Annotated in this window: 12 protein-coding genes and 1 pseudogene; 8 read left to right on the forward strand and 5 right to left on the reverse strand. The window is 66.3% G+C overall.

All coding sequences use genetic code 11. The features are described 5' to 3' along the window. Nucleotides 1–13: 13 nt before the first annotated feature. Nucleotides 14–2,434 carry a phosphoenolpyruvate synthase gene (ppsA, locus tag ACQY8M_RS36790; protein WP_428667248.1) on the reverse strand — a complete coding sequence of 807 codons (2,421 nt, stop codon included), beginning with the start codon at nt 2,432–2,434 and terminating at the stop codon, nt 14–16. Between the two features lie 27 nt (nt 2,435–2,461). Next, complete coding sequence (locus tag ACQY8M_RS36795) at nt 2,462–3,157, reverse strand: CBS domain-containing protein (protein ID WP_428667250.1); 696 nt, start codon at nt 3,155–3,157, stop codon at nt 2,462–2,464. 142 nt (nt 3,158–3,299) lie between these two features. Here ACQY8M_RS36795 and ACQY8M_RS36800 point away from each other — a divergent pair, with 142 nt between their 5' ends. Both ACQY8M_RS36800 and ACQY8M_RS36805 read left to right on the forward strand, forming a co-directional pair. Continuing rightward, complete coding sequence (locus ACQY8M_RS36800; RefSeq protein WP_428667252.1) at nt 3,300–3,707, forward strand: translational machinery protein; 408 nt, start codon at nt 3,300–3,302, stop codon at nt 3,705–3,707. Nucleotides 3,708–3,709: 2 nt separating this feature from the next. Further along, a complete protein-coding gene (locus ACQY8M_RS36805) occupies nt 3,710–4,009 on the forward strand; it encodes a c-type cytochrome (protein WP_428667254.1) in 300 nt (99 codons plus the stop codon). A 90-nt stretch (nt 4,010–4,099) separates the two neighbouring features. Here the strand turns inward: ACQY8M_RS36805 and ACQY8M_RS36810 are convergent, their stop codons facing one another. Further along, a complete protein-coding gene (locus tag ACQY8M_RS36810; RefSeq protein ID WP_428667256.1) occupies nt 4,100–4,582 on the reverse strand; it encodes an Lrp/AsnC family transcriptional regulator in 483 nt (160 codons plus the stop codon). Nucleotides 4,583–4,681: 99 nt separating this feature from the next. Here ACQY8M_RS36810 and ACQY8M_RS36815 point away from each other — a divergent pair, with 99 nt between their 5' ends. The 5 genes from ACQY8M_RS36815 to ACQY8M_RS36835 all read left to right on the forward strand — a co-directional run bounded on the left by ACQY8M_RS36815 (nt 4,682) and on the right by ACQY8M_RS36835 (nt 10,507). After that, complete coding sequence (locus ACQY8M_RS36815; protein WP_428667258.1) at nt 4,682–7,024, forward strand: transketolase; 2,343 nt, start codon at nt 4,682–4,684, stop codon at nt 7,022–7,024. A gap of 113 nt (nt 7,025–7,137) precedes the next feature. After that, complete coding sequence (mtnA, locus tag ACQY8M_RS36820) at nt 7,138–8,232, forward strand: S-methyl-5-thioribose-1-phosphate isomerase (protein WP_428667260.1); 1,095 nt, start codon at nt 7,138–7,140, stop codon at nt 8,230–8,232. After that, nucleotides 8,232–8,471, forward strand: coding sequence for a hypothetical protein (locus tag ACQY8M_RS36825; protein ID WP_428667262.1), 240 nt, complete (start codon nt 8,232–8,234; stop codon nt 8,469–8,471). Before mtnA ends, ACQY8M_RS36825 begins: the two co-directional genes overlap by 1 nt. 307 nt (nt 8,472–8,778) lie before the next feature. Next, the gene (locus tag ACQY8M_RS36830) at nt 8,779–9,966 is read left to right on the forward strand and encodes an MFS transporter (protein ID WP_428667264.1); all 1,188 of its coding nucleotides are present in this window, start codon (nt 8,779–8,781) and stop codon (nt 9,964–9,966) included. Between the two features lie 136 nt (nt 9,967–10,102). Then, nucleotides 10,103–10,507, forward strand: a complete 405-nt coding sequence (locus ACQY8M_RS36835; RefSeq protein ID WP_428667266.1) for a response regulator — start codon at nt 10,103–10,105, stop codon at nt 10,505–10,507. Here the strand turns inward: ACQY8M_RS36835 and ACQY8M_RS36840 are convergent. Next, on the reverse strand, nt 10,493–12,043 hold the full coding sequence (locus ACQY8M_RS36840) for an alpha-N-arabinofuranosidase (protein ID WP_428667268.1): 1,551 nt from the start codon (nt 12,041–12,043) through the stop codon (nt 10,493–10,495). The genes ACQY8M_RS36835 and ACQY8M_RS36840 overlap by 15 nt on opposite strands. Before the next feature lie 8 nt (nt 12,044–12,051). Further along, nucleotides 12,052–13,452 (reverse strand): class II fumarate hydratase, encoded by a 1,401-nt coding sequence (fumC, locus tag ACQY8M_RS36845; protein ID WP_428667270.1) that lies wholly within the window; start codon nt 13,450–13,452, stop codon nt 12,052–12,054. Nucleotides 13,453–13,600: 148 nt separating this feature from the next. On the opposite strand from fumC, the pseudogene ACQY8M_RS36850 reads away from it, so the two are divergent. Next, a pseudogene (locus ACQY8M_RS36850) lies at nt 13,601–14,147 on the forward strand (malate:quinone oxidoreductase); the annotation flags it as partial. Nucleotides 14,148–14,215: the final 68 nt, after the last annotated feature.

Raw genomic sequence — 14,215 nt, forward strand, 5'->3', positions numbered from 1 at the left:
CCTCCTCTCTTCATCAGACGACCTTCTTGAGAAGCAGCATCGCTTCCGCGTCGTGCACGACCTTCATCGTCTTCGGCACGCTGTCGGAATTGACGCTGATCGAGTCGATCCCGAGACGCGCTAGGAAGGCGGCGATCTCCGGGTAATTCGCCGGCGCCTCGCCGCAAATTCCGACATGGCGGCCGTTGCGGTGCGCACCCGTCACCGCCTGGCGCAGCATCTCGAGCATTCCGGGATCGCGCTCATCGAAATCGAACGCGACGATCTGCGAATCGCGATCGACGCCCAGCGTCAGCTGCGTCAGGTCATTGGAGCCGATCGAGAAGCCGTCGAACAGCTCGGCGAAGGCATCGACCTGGATGACGTTGTTCGGGATTTCACACATGAGATAGACCTCCAGGCCGTTCTCGCCGCGCTTCAGGCCATTTGCCGCCATGGCCGTCAGCACCCGGCGCGCCTCCTCGACCCGCCGGCAGAACGGCACCATGACCTTGAGATTGGTCAGGCCCATCTCCCTGCGGACCCGCAGCAAGGCGGCGCATTCCAGCGCAAAGCCGTCCGCGTAGGCAGGATGGGCGTAGCGTGCGGCCCCGCGGAAGCCGAGCATCGGATTCTCCTCCTTCGGCTCGAAGTCGGCGCCGCCGATCAGCTTCGAATATTCGTTGGTCTTGAAATCGGAGAGCCGGACGATCACGGGCCTGGGATGGAATGCGGCCGCGATCGTGCCGACGCCTTCGGAGAGCCGCTCGATGAAGAAGTCGGCCGGCCGCGCATGCCGCCGCGTCAGCTGCGCGATGGCGTCGCGGTCCGAGGCCGACGTCACTTTCTCCGGGTGCGCCAGAGCCATGGGATGGATACCGATCTGCTCGGTGACGATGAACTCCATGCGTGCCAGCCCCACGCCGTCGTTGGGCCGCAACGCCGTCCTGAACGCGAGATCGGGATTTCCGAGGTTGATCATGATCTTGGTACGGGGCCGAGCCAGCGAGCCCGGTTCGACGATCGAGATCTCGAACGGCACCGCACCGGCATAAACCCGGCCGGTCTCGCCTTCCGCGCATGACACCGTCACCACGGCACCGGGGCTCAGGACCTCCGTCGCCCCTTCGGCACCGACAACCGCCGGAATGCCGAGTTCGCGTGCAACGATCGCAGCGTGACAGGTGCGACCACCGCGATTGGTGATGATCGCGGCGGCGCGCTTCATCACGGGCTCCCAGTCGGGGCTCGTGGTCTCGGCGACCACGACGTCGCCCGGCTGGAAGGCCGCCAGGTCGGCGTTGTTTCGGACATAGCGCACGGGGCCGGTCGCGATCTTCTCACCGACCGCCCGGCCGACCAGCAGCACCGGTCCCGGCTGCTTCAAGCGATAGCTCTCGAACGTTCCGAGAGGCCGGCGCGACGCCACCGTCTCGGGACGGGCCTGCACGATGTAGAGAATCCCGTCGATGCCGTCCTTCGCCCATTCGATGTCCATCGGCATCGCGTGCCCCGCCCGCCGCGAGAAATGTTCCTCGATACGCAGGGCGTAGCCGGCCAGCGTGAGGACATCGTCGTCGCCGATGCAGAACCGGTCGCGATCCGCGGGAGACGTCTCGACGTTGACCGTCGTGTCACGGCTGCCCTCCGCGCCGTAGACCAGCCGCTGCTGCTTGGTTCCCAGCGTGCGGCGCAGGACGGCGCGATGCCCAGCGCGGAATGTGGGCTTGTGCACGTAGAATTCGTCGGGGTCGACGCGACCTTGCACGACGTTCTCACCCAGGCCGTAAGCTCCCGTGATGAAGACGACGTCGCGGAAGCCGGATTCGGTGTCGAGAGTGAAGGCCACGCCGCTGCTGCCGCAGTCGGCCCGGACCATCTTCATGACGCCGACCGAAAGGCCGATCTTCAGGTGATCGAAACCGTTGTCGTTGCGATAGACGATCGCGCGGTCGGTGAAGACGGAGGCGAAGCACTGCCGGCACGCCTCGAAGACCCGCTCGGCGCCGCGCACGTTGAGAAAGCTCTCGTGCTGGCCCGCGAAGCTCGCAGTCGGCAGATCTTCCGCCGTCGCCGAACTGCGTACCGCGACGGCGACGCCCTTGCCGTATTCCGCCTCGAGCCGCGCATAGCTTTCCGCAACGGCAGCGCGGACCCGTGCCGTGCCGGTCGCGGCCCGCACGATCGTGCGCGCTTCCGCGGCGGCAATGGCAAGGCCCGAGACATCGCCTGGGCGAATGGAGGCGAGCAGGCGCTCCAGTCGCGGCCAGGCGCCCGCCTCGGTCAACGCGGCCCGGTAGAGACCGGCAGTCAAGGCGAAGCCATTGGGCACCTTGACGCCCTGCGCGGAGAGCGCCGAATAGAGCTCTCCCAGGGCCGCGTTCTTGCCGCCAACGGTGGCGATGTCCTCCGATCGCAAATCGGCGAACCAGCGGACGTCCATTTGCTCGACCATCGGTGCCTCCGTCGAAGGGAGAAGACGCTAGATCCCCATGCCCACGGAGGCCGGCATGCGGCGCATGTGGTTCTTGACCTTCTTCACGCCCCGCACGTTCTCTGCAGCGACGCGATAGGCGGTCGACGCGGCCTCGCTCGGCACCATGCCCCAGAGATGGACCACGCCCGCGCTGACGACGATATTCGTCGGCCAGGGCGACGACCAGGGCTGCTTGGCGACGACGGCCTCGACCTCGCGCCGGATCTCCTCGTCCGAAGAGCGCGAGGCTGTCGTCTCGGGTTCGCGCGACAGCAGCGCCTGGAGCAGATTGGAGCGGCTCACGACACCGACTGCGACCTCGCCCCGAAGCACGGGCACGCGCTTGACCTTGTGCTTGGCCATCAGGTCGGCGACCTCCCCGAGAGGCGCGTCCTCCTGCACCGTGACGACCGGTTTGCTCATCACGTCCGTCACGCGGCGGGCATGAAAGCTCACATATTCCGCGGCCGCGGTAGCATCGTCGGCAAAAAAGCGCTGAAGCCAGGACTTATGGGGCTCGGTGCCGATCTCGGCCCGGCGCATCAGGTCGGCTTCACTGACGATCCCGACGATCCTGCCCGTACCATCGACCACCGGCATGGCGCTGACGCCGGCACCAACCAGAAGCTCCGCGGCGTCGAAGACAGAGGCATCGGCGGAGATCGTCAGAATAGTCGGGGACATCACCTGTGCTGCACGCATCGCGTTCTCCTCTTGATGGTCGAGGCATTTGGCGCCTATCCACAGGTGCTGCCTTGCGCCAAATCAAATTGCGATTTGAGGCAGATCAAGGGAATGCCAGGCGTCCTGGGCTTTCCTTGCACAGCAGCAAGAGGATCCACGAATGTCTCATGCACATGCCATTGTCTGGATGGACGCCAAGGAGGCGCACGTCTTTCACTTTGGCGCCGACGATGTCGAGAAGGAGCGCATCAAGGCCCACAGCCCGTTCCGCAAGGTCCATCACAAGGCCGGTGTCATCGGATCGGGTCACGCACATCCGGATCATCGCTACTTCGACGAGGTCGCGGAAGCCCTGAGCGGAATCCAGGAATGGCTGCTGATCGGACCGGGCGCGGCAAAGACCGAAATGGCAAGCTATACCGAGCAACACCGGCCGGACTTGAGCCGCAAGCTGCTTGGCGTACAGCCCGCCGACCATCCCACAGACGGCGAGTTGCTCGCCCACGCCCGGCAGGCGTTCAAGAAGGCCGATCGCATGCGGCCCAATTATCCGACAACGCCGGCCTAGCGATGGTTCGCCTCATCGTCTGTTCCGTGATGTTGCTGCCCGGCATCGCTCTTGCGCAGGATATCGAGAGAGGCCGCCAGCTTGCGGCGCGCTGGTGTGCAGGCTGCCATGTCGTGGACCGCTCGTCGCGGGAGGCCCGTGCGGATGGCGTTCCGACCTTCCCCGCGATCGCCGGCAAGCCGGACAGCACGCCCGAGCATCTGCGCGCGGCAATGAACCCTATCCACGGCAGGATGCCGGACCTGTCGCTCAGCAAGCGCGACCAGGATGACCTCGCCGCCTACATCCTCAGCTTGCGGTGACTTCGCTCCCTCCGGGATCGACTTCCTCCCCGCGCGAAGCGCGGGGAGGAAGTCGGCTCGCGCCACCTCACTATGCCTCGCCATTGCTTCCTAGCGAGGCGGAGGGATATGGGCGTTCAGCGGCAAGGCGGTGCCCTGCTTCACCGGCCGCAGCGCGAAGGAGCTTCGGATCTGGGCGATGCCGGGGATCTTGGTAAAGTCCATGACGAAGCGCTCGTAGGCTTCGAGATCGGGTACGACGATGCGTAGCAGGTAGTCGCTGTCGCCGGTCATCAGGTAGCACTCCATCACCTCGGGCCGGGCCGCGGCCGCCCGCTCGAAATCCTTCAGCGACTTCTCGTTCTGCGTCGAAAGCGACACCGACATGAAGACGTTGACCGACAGGCCCACCGTCTTCGCGTCGAGCAGCGCGGCATAGCCCTTGATGACGCCCGCTTCCTCCAGCGCCTTGACCCGCCGCCAGCAGGGCGAAGACGACAGCCCGACCTTCTCGGCGAGGTCGGCGTTGCTCAGGCGTCCGTCCTGCTGCAGACGTTCGAGGATGCGTCGGTCGATGGCATCGAGGGCGATCATTGCTCAAACTCCCGCCGAATCGCGCAATTATTCCCTATACATCGTCAGGGACAGTCCGAACGCAAGGATTTTCCCCATTTCTAGGCGTATGCCTTATCCATGACCACTTTGGCCCCCGTGCAACGCCTGCGCCTGCTCCGCGAGCTGGAGCGCAAGGTCCTGTGGCTCTCGTCCTGGACGATCCATCACGCCAACCACCTGCGGCCCAATCGCGACGGCCTGAAAGTGGGCGGCCACCAAGCCTCCTGCGCCTCGCTCGCGACGGTGATGACAGCGCTCTACTTCTCGGTGTTGAAGCCCGAGGATCGGATCGCGGTGAAGCCGCACGCCTCGCCGGTGTTCCACGCGATCCAATACCTGTTCGGCCACCAGACGCGCGAGAAGCTCGAGCGCTTCCGGGCGCTGGGCGGCGCGCAGTCCTATCCGTCGCGCACCAAGGACGTCGACGACGTCGATTTCTCGACCGGCTCGGTCGGCCTCGGCGTGGCGATGACGCTGTTCTCCTCGATCGTGCAGGACTATGTGCGACTGAAAGAGCTCGCGCCCGCCGGACGTCCGACCGGGCGGATGGTGGCACTGGTCGGCGACGCCGAACTCGACGAGGGCAACATCTTCGAGGCGCTGCTCGAGGGCTGGAAGCACGACGTGCGGAACCTGTGGTGGGTGATCGACTATAACCGCCAGAGCCTCGACGGCGTCGTGAACGACCGGCTGTTCGGCCGCATCGGCGAGATGTTCGAGCTGGTCGGCTGGCGGGTGGTGACCCTGAAGTACGGCAAGCTGCTGGAGACGGCTTTCGCCCAGCCCGACGGCGAGCATCTGCGGCAATGGATCGACGACTGCCCCAACTCGCTCTACTCGGCGCTGGTCTACAAGGGCGGCGCCGGCTGGCGCGAGGCGCTGACCCGCGACCTCAACCAGTATCCCGGCATCCGGCGAATCCTCGAGCAGCACGAGGACGCGAGCCTGCACCGGCTGATGACCAACCTCGCCGGCAACGACATGCAGGCCGTGCTCGATGCGTTCGAGGAAGTCGGCGACGACACGCCGACCTGCTTCATCGCCTACACGATCAAGGGCCAGGGCCTGCCCTTCGCCGGCCACAAGGACAATCACTCCGGCCTGATGACGCTCGAGCAGATGGCGGGCTTCAAGAAGGGCATGGGGATCGAGGGCGGCCAGGAATGGGACCGGTTCGCCGGCCTCACCGTGCCGCCGGCCGAGTTCGAGGCGTTCCTGAAGGATGCGCCGTTCAATGCCGAGGGTCGCCGCCGCACCGACGCGCCAGCAATCGCCATTCCTGCGGCGTTGCCCCGTCCCAACGACAGGGAGTCAAGCACGCAGGCGGGCTTCGGCAAGATCCTCAACGCCATCGCGGGCGAGGACAGCGAGCTGTCGCGTCGCATCGTCACGACCTCGCCGGACGTGTCGGTCTCGACCAATCTCGGCGCCTGGATCAACCGGCGCGGCCTGTTCGGCCGCACCGAGGCGGAGGACGTGTTCCGCGAGCTCAAGGTCGTATCGGCGCAGCTGTGGCGGAAGACTCCGCGCGGCCAGCATATCGAACTCGGCATCGCGGAGAACAACCTGTTCATCCAGCTCGCGGCGCTGGGCCTCAGCCACGAGATCTTCGGCACCCGCCTGCTGCCGATCGGAACATTGTACGATCCCTTCATTGCCCGCGGCCTCGATGCGCTGAACTATGCCTGCTACCAGGACGCCCGCTTCATGGTCGTGGCCACGCCGTCGGGCGTGACGCTGGCGCCCGAAGGCGGCGCGCATCAGAGCATCCATACGCCGCTGATCGGCATGGGCCAGCCCGGCCTGCTGTCCTACGAGCCGGCTTATGTCGACGAGCTCGCGGTGCTGATGCGCTTCGGGCTCGAGCACATGCAACAGCCCAACGGCTCCTCGATCTATTTGCGCCTCTCGACCCGCAGCTTGCAGCAGCCCGAGCGCACGCTGTCGGCCGCTCAGCAGTCCGACATCGTGAAGGGCGGCTACTGGTATGCCGCGCCGGAGAGCGGCGCCGACATTGCCATCGTCTGCATGGGCGCCGTCACGCCCGAGGCGATCGCGGCGCATGAGAGCATCGTCCGCGATTTCGGCGGCGCGGGATTATTGGTCCTGACCTCACCCGATCGCCTGCATGCCGACTGGCTCGCCGCGCAGCGCAACCGCGGCCGCACCGCCGGCGCGGTCGACCGCTCGCCGGCACCGATCGAGCGCCTGCTCGCGCCCCTGTCCCGGGACGCCCGCATCGTCACCGTCATGGACGGCCATCCGCTGGCGCTGAGCTGGCTGGGCAGCGTGCGCGGCCAGCGGGTCGTCCCGCTCGGCATCGAGACTTTCGGCCAGTCGGGCGACATCCCCGACCTCTACCGCACCTACAGGCTCGACGCGGCGGCAATCGTCGACGCGGTGGCCCGCGGGGTGGATTAAACCGTCAACGCTGGTCGAGGGTCGAGAGGCATCGCGACCGCGCGACGCTTTGCTTGCCCCATGCCCGAGGCCCACGCTTGACCTCGGCAGCGTTGCACCCCTATTGCGGAGACATGAAAGTCGACGGGCAGCCCTACCGCACGATCTGGCTCGGCGCCGACGGCACCACCGTTCAGGCGATCGACCAGACCCTGCTGCCGCATCGCTTCGTCATCCGCGATCTCACGACCCTCGAGGACGCCGAACGCGCCATCCGCACCATGATCGTGCGCGGCGCCCCGCTGATCGGGGCCGCCGCCGGCTACGGCATGGCGCTCGCCATGGCCGGCGATCCCTCCGATGCCGGCCTCGAGCGCGCCTACGACGTGCTGCTGGCGTCACGGCCGACCGCCGTCAACCTGCGCTGGGCACTTGACGACTTGCGTGGGCTGCTGGGGCCGCTGCCGCAGGGCAAACGGCGAGAGGCGGCCTACCGGCGCGCTGCCGAAATCTGCGACGAGGATGCCGAGATCTGCCGCCGCATCGGCGAGAACGGCCTGGCCGAGATCAGGCGCCTCGAGCCGCGCGGCGAGCGCCTTAATGCCCTCACGCACTGCAATGCCGGCTGGCTGGCCACGGTCGACTGGGGCACTGCCCTGTCGCCGATCTACCACGCCCACAATGCCGGCATCCCGATTCATGTCTGGGTCGACGAGACCCGGCCGCGCAACCAGGGCGCCAGCCTGACCGCCTGGGAACTCGCCAAGCACGGTGTGCCGCACACCGTGATCGCCGACAATGCCGGCGGCCACCTGATGCAACACGGCAAGGTCGACTTCTGCATCGTCGGCACCGACCGCACGACGCGGCGCGGCGACGTCTGCAACAAGATCGGCACCTACCTCAAGGCGCTGGCTGCGCACGACAACGGCGTGCCGTTCTATGTCGGCCTGCCTTACCCGACGATCGACTGGACGATCGCGGACGGCCACCGCGACATCCCGATCGAGGAGCGTCATCCGCACGAGGTCTCGCGCCTCACCGGCCGCGCCGACTCGGGCGAGATCGTCACGATCGACGTGCTGCCCGAAGGCAGCCCGGCCGCCAACCCGGCCTTCGATGTCACGCCGGCGCGGCTGGTCACGGCGCTGATCACCGAGCGCGGCGTCTGTGCGGCGAGCGAGGCGGGCCTGCTCTCCCTCTATCCCGAGCAGGCAAAGGCGGCGTGATGCCCGACGAGCTCCATCAACGGGTGAAGGCCGAAGCTGCGTCGCGTGGTCGGCGGTTCCGTGAACTCGTCGTGGAAGGTCTGACGCGCGTGCTCGACGCACCAGTCGAGCAACGTCTCCAGGCCAGGACGTCGGCTCTGATGAAGCGGGCCCGCGGCGTAGTGGACTCCCGGGTCTCCGATCTGGCGAGCAATCCGAAGCATCTCTCGAGCTTCGGCCGCAATGCCCGTCATCGTTGACACCGGGCCGCTGCTCGCGTTTTTCGCCAGGGCAGAACGCCGCCATCAATGGGCGATCAAACACATTGAGGAATCGGAGGCTCCTTTCCCGCAGGGCATTCACGCATGAGCAAAATCTCCGTCATCCCGACCGGAGCGAAGCGTAGTCGAGGGACCTATTCATTGACTTCAGCCGGCATGAACAGGTCCCTCGACTACGCTTCGCTGCGCTCGGGACGACAGGGAAATGGCTCAAATGCGAGTGCCCTGCCTCTCCTCGCGTTGGCACTGATCCTGCTGCCATCATAGGGCCGGCGTGCTCGGCAAGATGACGTTTTCACCCACGGCCCGCGTGACACTGGGCCTGGGCTTCACCCAGATCGTCGGCTGGGGCACGACCTATCTCATGCCGTCGGTGCTCGGCCGGCACCTACAGGACGATCTTGGGATCTCGTCGGAGCTGGTCTTCGCCGGCATCACCGTGATGTTCGCGGTGAACGCGGTCTGCTCGCCGCGGGTCGGCAAGATCATCGACCGTATCGGTGCGCGCAGCCTGATGGCGGCCGGCTCGGCGATCTATGCGCTGGCCCTGGTCGGCGTCTCGATGAGCCAGGGAGCGCTGAGCTACCTCGCCTGCTGGGGCGTCATGGGCGTCGCCTCGACCTTGGCGCTCAGCAACCCGTCCAGCATCGCCATCGTCCAGGTTGCCGGCCCCCGCTCGCGCCAGGCGATCGCCATGCTGACCATCATCGGCGGCCTCGCCTCGACAGTGTTCTGGCCGCTGACCGGCTTGCTCGAAGCGGCGGTCGGCTGGCGCTTCACCCTCCTCCTCTATGCGGCAATCCATCTCGGCGCCTGCCTTCCGATCCATCTGCTGATCCTGCCGCGCCGGCCGCCGGTGCATCCGCCCGCCGCCAACACCTCCACCGTCAGCGGCGCCGTGGCGCCCGGCGACCTCGGCCGCGTCTATCTGCTGCTGTCGATCAGCCTCGCCTTCGGCGCCTTCGTCTTTACCGGGGTGCAGTTGCAGATGATCGAGATGCTGCGCGGCCTCGGCCACTCGCCCGCGCAGGCCCTCCTGCTCGCCTCGATGATCGGCCCCGCCCAGGTCGGCGTGCGCGCCGTCGAGCTGGTGTTCGGCCACCGCTATTCGATCATGCGCTCGGCCGTGTTCGGTTCGCTGATGCTGCCGGTCGGCCTCGGCGTCGCGCTCATGGCCGGCGACCTCTTCGCCGGAGCACTGTTCGTCGTGGTGACCTACGGCATGTCGAACGGACTCAAGGCCGTGCAGCGGGCGACCCTGCCGCTTGCCCTGTTCGGCCGAGCCCAGTTCGGCGCCTACATGGGCCGGCTGGCGCTGCCGCAGGGCATCGTCTCGGCCGTCTCGCCGCCGATCATGGCGGCGGTGCTGAGCAAGTTCGGCACGGCGCCCGCGCTCTGGTTGACCCTTTGCGTTGCGATGGTCTCGCTGGTCGCCATGATCCTGCTGGCCCTTCGCAGCAAAGCGGTGCGCTGATATCCATCCTGGCCGGGATCAGGAAGCAGCGCTGTGAAGAAGTGTATATTGCGCGCGATACCGAACGAAATGCGTACGAAATGGGAAAAGCGATACACTCCCGCCACAGGAAACCAAGCAGCCATGAGACGTGTGCATGACAGTGACGGTCGTTGTCATTGAAGACGAATCTGCGACGCGCGATCTGATCGTCGGCTATCTGACAAGAAGCGGGAATCGCGTCACCGGGTGCGGCACCTTGGCGGAGGCCGCGCAGGCGCTGCATGACCTGCAGCCCGATGTCGTCGTCTCCGACGTGGGCTTACCGGACGGCAACGGCGCCAATTTCTGCCTGGACCACTTCTCCCGCCTGCCGCACGCCAAGTGGCTGATCATGTCCGCTCAGGCGGAGATGCTGCATCACCCCCGCGCCCTGGTGAAGCGCCCCGACGCGCCTCCACTCAGCGTGTTCGACAAGCCGGTCCCCTTGCGCGCGCTCGACGAGGTCATCCGTCAGGCAATGTTCGCGGTGCCGCCGATGCGTGCGTCAGCCGCCGATTGAGAGTTCGATCACGTTCCAAGACGCGGGCGCCAGCGTCGCCTCGACGCGCTGGCCATCAACCTTCACCTTGGCGAGTGGCCTTGGGCTGACCCTGTCAGGCGCGGCCTTGATGTTGACGGCCTTCAGATCCGGATCGCAGAGCTGCAGGGCCTGCCGCACGACGAGGTTCGAATAGCCCGCTGCGTTGACCTCGAGCGGCATGGCATCGTCGAGGCTGCGATTGAGCGCGAACAAGGTCAGGCGTTTCTTCTTGTCGTCATGCACAGCCGCGAGCTTGAGGTAGGGCGCGGCCGGGATGTCGTAGTAGTCGTCGATCGGCCCCTGCGGGTCGTTGTAGCGCGACGAATAGGTCGGCGAATCGATCTCCGTGCGCATCACCCGGCCGCGGCCCATGCGGCTGAAATGCATGAAGGGGTAGAAGATCGTCTGCCGCCATGCCGGCCCACCGGTCTCGGTCATGATCGGCGCGATCACGTTCACCAGCTGGGCGAGGCAGGCCGCCGTCACCCGGTCGGCATGGTTCAGCAGCGAGATGCAGCAGCCGCCAAAGGCCAACGCATCCTCCATATTGTAGACTTCCTCGAGGATCGGCGGCGCGACCGGCCAGCCTTCCTTGACCCGCGCCGCACGATTGCGCCGCGTGCGGTACCAGACGTTCCATTCGTCGAAGCTCAACATGATGCGCTTGGGCGAGCGGCGGCGGGCGGCCACCGCATCGGCGATCGCCACGACCTCGTCGATGAAACTGTCCATCAGGTCGACGCTGGCGAGGAAGGCCGGCGTATCCTGGTCATAGTTGTTGAGATAGGTGTGCAGCGAGATGTACTCGACTTGGTCGAACGTGTGCTGCAGCACGGTATCCTCCCAGGCGCCGTAGGTCGGCATGCGCCGCCCCGACGATCCGGCGGCGGCGAGCTCGATCGAGGGATCGACCCAGCGCATCATCTTGGCCGCCTCCTGCGCGATTCGGCCGTACTCGGTGGCGGTCTTGGCCTCCATCTGCCACGGACCGTCCATCTCGTTGCCCAGGCACCAGAACTTCACGCCATGCGGCTTGTCCCAGCCATGCGTGCGGCGCAGCTCCGAAAGCGTCGTGCCGCCGGGGTGGTTGCAGTATTCGACCATGTTGCGGGCCGCGTCACCGCCGCGCGTCCCGAGATTGACCGCCAGCATCGGCTCGATGTCCGCCGCGCGGCACCAGTCGATGAACTCGTTGGTGCCAAACTGGTTGGTCTCGGTCGACATCCAGGCGAGGTCGAGCCGGCGCGGACGCTCGGCAACGGGACCAACGCCGTCCTCCCAATTGTAGCCCGAGACGAAGTTGCCGCCGGGGTAACGCATGACGGTCGGGGCAAGCTCACGCACCAGTTCGAGCACATCCTGGCGGAAGCCCCTGGCATCGGCGGTCGGATGGCCGGGCTCGAAGATGCCGCCGTACACGCAGCGGCCGAGATGCTCGATGAAAGCGCCGAACAAGCGCGGGTGGGTGGTGCCGATCGCGAAATCGCGATGAAGGCGGACCTCGACGGTGCGCATGGGAACGGTCAGCTCGCCACGTAGGGATGCACCATCTTGGCCGGGTCGACGATGCGGTCAAACTCGGCCTCGCTCACATAACCGAGCTGCAAGGCGGACTCCTTCAATGTCAGATCGTGCTCGGTGGCGTGATGGGCGATCTGCGAAGCCTTGTCGTAGCCGATCACCGGGGCGAGCGCCGTGACCAGCATCAGCGAGCGCTCGAGCTGCGTCTTGATCGCCTTGAGGTTGGGTTGGGCGCCCTCGATCATGAACTTGCGGAAATTGGTGCAGCCGTCTGCCAGCAGCACGATCGAGTTCATCAGGTTGAAGATGATCAGCGGCTTGTAGACGTTCATCTCGAGGAAGCCGCCGGCGCCGCCGAAGCCGACCGCCACGTCGTTGGCCATCACCTGGGCGGCGATCATGGTCAGCGCCTCGGCCTGGGTCGGGTTGACCTTGCCCGGCATGATCGACGAGCCCGGCTCGTTCTCGGGCAGCAGCAGCTCGCCCAGCCCGGCACGCGGGCCGCTTGCGATCAGCCTGATGTCGTTCGCGATCTTGTAGAGGGATACGGCGAGCGTGCGCAGCGTGCCCGACAGAGCGACCAGCGCATCGTGCGAGCCCTGCACGGTGAACTTGTTGGGCGCCGAGACGAACGGCAGGTCGGTCAGCTGGGCGATCTCCGCCGTCGCCGCTTCGGCAAATCCCGGCGCCGCATTGATGCCGGTGCCGACGGCCGTGCCGCCGAGGGCGAGCTTGTAGACATCGCCCATCGCATGCTCGATGCGGCCGATATCCTCGGCCAGCATGCCGACATAGCCGGACCATTCCTGCCCGAGCGTGATCGGCGTCGCGTCCTGCAGATGCGTGCGGCCGATCTTGACGATGTCGGCCCAGGCCCTGGCCTTCTTTTCGATTGCGTCGTGCAGCGCCTTGACCGCGGGCAGCAGCTTCCACGTCACCCCAACGGCGGCGGCGACGTACATCGCCGACGGGAAGTTGTCGTTGGACGACTGGGACATGTTGACGTGATCGTTGGGATGCACCGGCTTCTTGGAGCCGACCGGCGTATCGGCAAGCTGGCAGCAGCGGTTCGAGATCACCTCGTTGACGTTCATGTTGAACTGCGTGCCGGAGCCGGTCATCCAGACATGCAGCGGAAACATGTCGTGGTGCCGGCCGGCGAGGATCTCGTCGCACGCCTCGACGATCAGCCGGTGACGCTGGGGATCGAGCCGTCCGCCGGCCAGGTTGGCGTTGGCGCAGGCCTTCTTCAGCGTCGCATAGGCGCCGATCATCTCGCGCGGCATCAGGTCCTTGCCGATCGAGAAATAATGCAGCGAACGCTGGGTCTGGGCGCCCCAAAGCTTGTCGGCCGGCACCCTCACCTCGCCCATGCTGTCGGTTTCCGTGCGCATGTCGGCCATGGGTACCCCTTGCTGAACGATGGTGGGTTCAACGCTAACAAACGCGACCGGAAGGCGAAAGGTGGCTACGGTGGCGCAAGGAGGCGGCAAGGGCGCGATCGCCTCGGCCGACAGCTTCATCCATCCCGTGCCGCACACGAGCTTCGTGATGGGCACCGACCGCCAGGCCTTCCTCCGGAAGCGCCACGCCACGATGAGCGCGCATCCTTGCCATCACGGCATGGACTATACCGCCCCTACTCATCGAGGGTCGCTATCCAAACCAGCCCGTCGCGGCGACGCGCATCATCAACGGCGCCGACGTGAATTACGGCGCGCTGACCCGCAACCTGCTCGACCACCTCCGAAAGCAGGACGGCTTCGCGGTGCATTTCTCCGAGAAGGTGCGCGGCCTGCATCGCCTGCCCAAGGGCGGCCGGCGCCTGGAGATCGCGAACGAGACCACCGGCGCGCGGCGTACCGTCGACGCCGGCATCGTGTTACTGGGCGCCGGTGGTGCCGCGATCACGCTGCTGCAGAAGTCCGGCATCCCGGAAGCCGAGGGCCCCGGAAGCGGTATCTGGCTGCGCTGCGACAAACTCGAGGTCGTCGACCGCCACACCGCCAAGGTCTACGGCATGGCGGCAGTAGGCTCGCCGCCGATGTCCTTGCCGCATCTCGACACGCCCATCATCGAGGGCAGGCGCTGGCTGCTGTTCGGCCCCTATGCCGGCTTCTCCACCAAGTTCCTCATGCACGGCTCTCTGCTCGATCAAAGAAGGAT

Origin of the sequence: Reyranella sp. (genome assembly GCF_965279465.1) — a bacterium.
Classification (GTDB): domain Bacteria; phylum Pseudomonadota; class Alphaproteobacteria; order Reyranellales; family Reyranellaceae; genus Reyranella.

Excerpts from the sequence above, each read along its gene's own strand:
- ACQY8M_RS36815 (WP_428667258.1), top strand. The coding sequence starts at position 4,682 with ATGACCACTTTGGCCCCCGTGCAACGCCTGCGCCTGCTCCGCGAGCTG.
- fumC (WP_428667270.1), bottom strand. The coding sequence starts at position 13,452 with ATGGCCGACATGCGCACGGAAACCGACAGCATGGGCGAGGTGAGGGTG.
- ACQY8M_RS36830 (WP_428667264.1), top strand. The coding sequence starts at position 8,779 with ATGACGTTTTCACCCACGGCCCGCGTGACACTGGGCCTGGGCTTCACC.
- ACQY8M_RS36810 (WP_428667256.1), bottom strand. The coding sequence starts at position 4,582 with ATGATCGCCCTCGATGCCATCGACCGACGCATCCTCGAACGTCTGCAG.
- ACQY8M_RS36835 (WP_428667266.1), top strand. The coding sequence starts at position 10,103 with ATGACAGTGACGGTCGTTGTCATTGAAGACGAATCTGCGACGCGCGAT.
- ppsA (WP_428667248.1), bottom strand. The coding sequence starts at position 2,434 with ATGGTCGAGCAAATGGACGTCCGCTGGTTCGCCGATTTGCGATCGGAG.
- mtnA (WP_428667260.1), top strand. The coding sequence starts at position 7,138 with ATGAAAGTCGACGGGCAGCCCTACCGCACGATCTGGCTCGGCGCCGAC.
- ACQY8M_RS36825 (WP_428667262.1), top strand. The coding sequence starts at position 8,232 with ATGCCCGACGAGCTCCATCAACGGGTGAAGGCCGAAGCTGCGTCGCGT.
- ACQY8M_RS36795 (WP_428667250.1), bottom strand. The coding sequence starts at position 3,157 with ATGCGTGCAGCACAGGTGATGTCCCCGACTATTCTGACGATCTCCGCC.
- ACQY8M_RS36800 (WP_428667252.1), top strand. The coding sequence starts at position 3,300 with ATGTCTCATGCACATGCCATTGTCTGGATGGACGCCAAGGAGGCGCAC.
- ACQY8M_RS36840 (WP_428667268.1), bottom strand. The coding sequence starts at position 12,043 with ATGCGCACCGTCGAGGTCCGCCTTCATCGCGATTTCGCGATCGGCACC.
- ACQY8M_RS36805 (WP_428667254.1), top strand. The coding sequence starts at position 3,710 with ATGGTTCGCCTCATCGTCTGTTCCGTGATGTTGCTGCCCGGCATCGCT.